Annotated in this window: 1 protein-coding gene; it reads left to right on the top strand. The window is 37.4% G+C overall.

Annotation, left to right across the window (positions count from 1 at the left end; genetic code table 11):
* Positions 1–68 precede the first annotated feature (68 nt).
* Positions 69–538 (top strand): HIT family protein (locus MUW74_RS04265; RefSeq protein ID WP_243519239.1); only part of this gene is annotated, 470 nt, incomplete at its 3' end.

Below are 538 nucleotides of genomic sequence, written 5' to 3'. Positions count from 1 at the left end.
AAAGTTGCTTTTACCAATTTCGTCAGCAAATGGATGACTTACTTATCATTTCATAACGTCAAATAACAATGAAAATACCCATTGATTTAGCCCCTGAAGCATGCATCTTTTGTAAGATTGCAGCTGGACTAGCCCCTTCTCATACCATATGGCAAAGTGCAGGTTATATGGCTTTTTTATCGATATTTCCCAATACAAAAGGATTTACAGTAGTAATACCCAAGCAGCACCTGAGTAGCTATATTTTTGACCATCCATTGGAAGAAATTAACAAGTTAATGGCAGCAGCTAAAGCAGTAGCTGACTTATTAGTCCATAAATTTCCAACAGTTGCCAGAACAGCGCTTGTATTTGAAGGATATGGCGTGAACCACTTACATGCTAAATTAATTCCGTTGCATGGGACTAAAGATGGGAGTTGGCAAAAGCTTTCCGAAAATATTACAACCAAATTCGATAGCTATCCTGGTTACATCTCGTCTCATGATGCAGAAAGGGAAACAGATGAAAAACTAGCGGATTTAGCTAATTTTTTAAA

Source organism: Candidatus Cardinium sp. cBcalN2, assembly GCF_022810445.1.
Lineage (GTDB): Bacteria > Bacteroidota > Bacteroidia > Cytophagales > Amoebophilaceae > Cardinium.
Note: the sequence above shows the minus strand (reverse complement) of the source record. Positions and strands in the feature narration are given on the sequence as shown.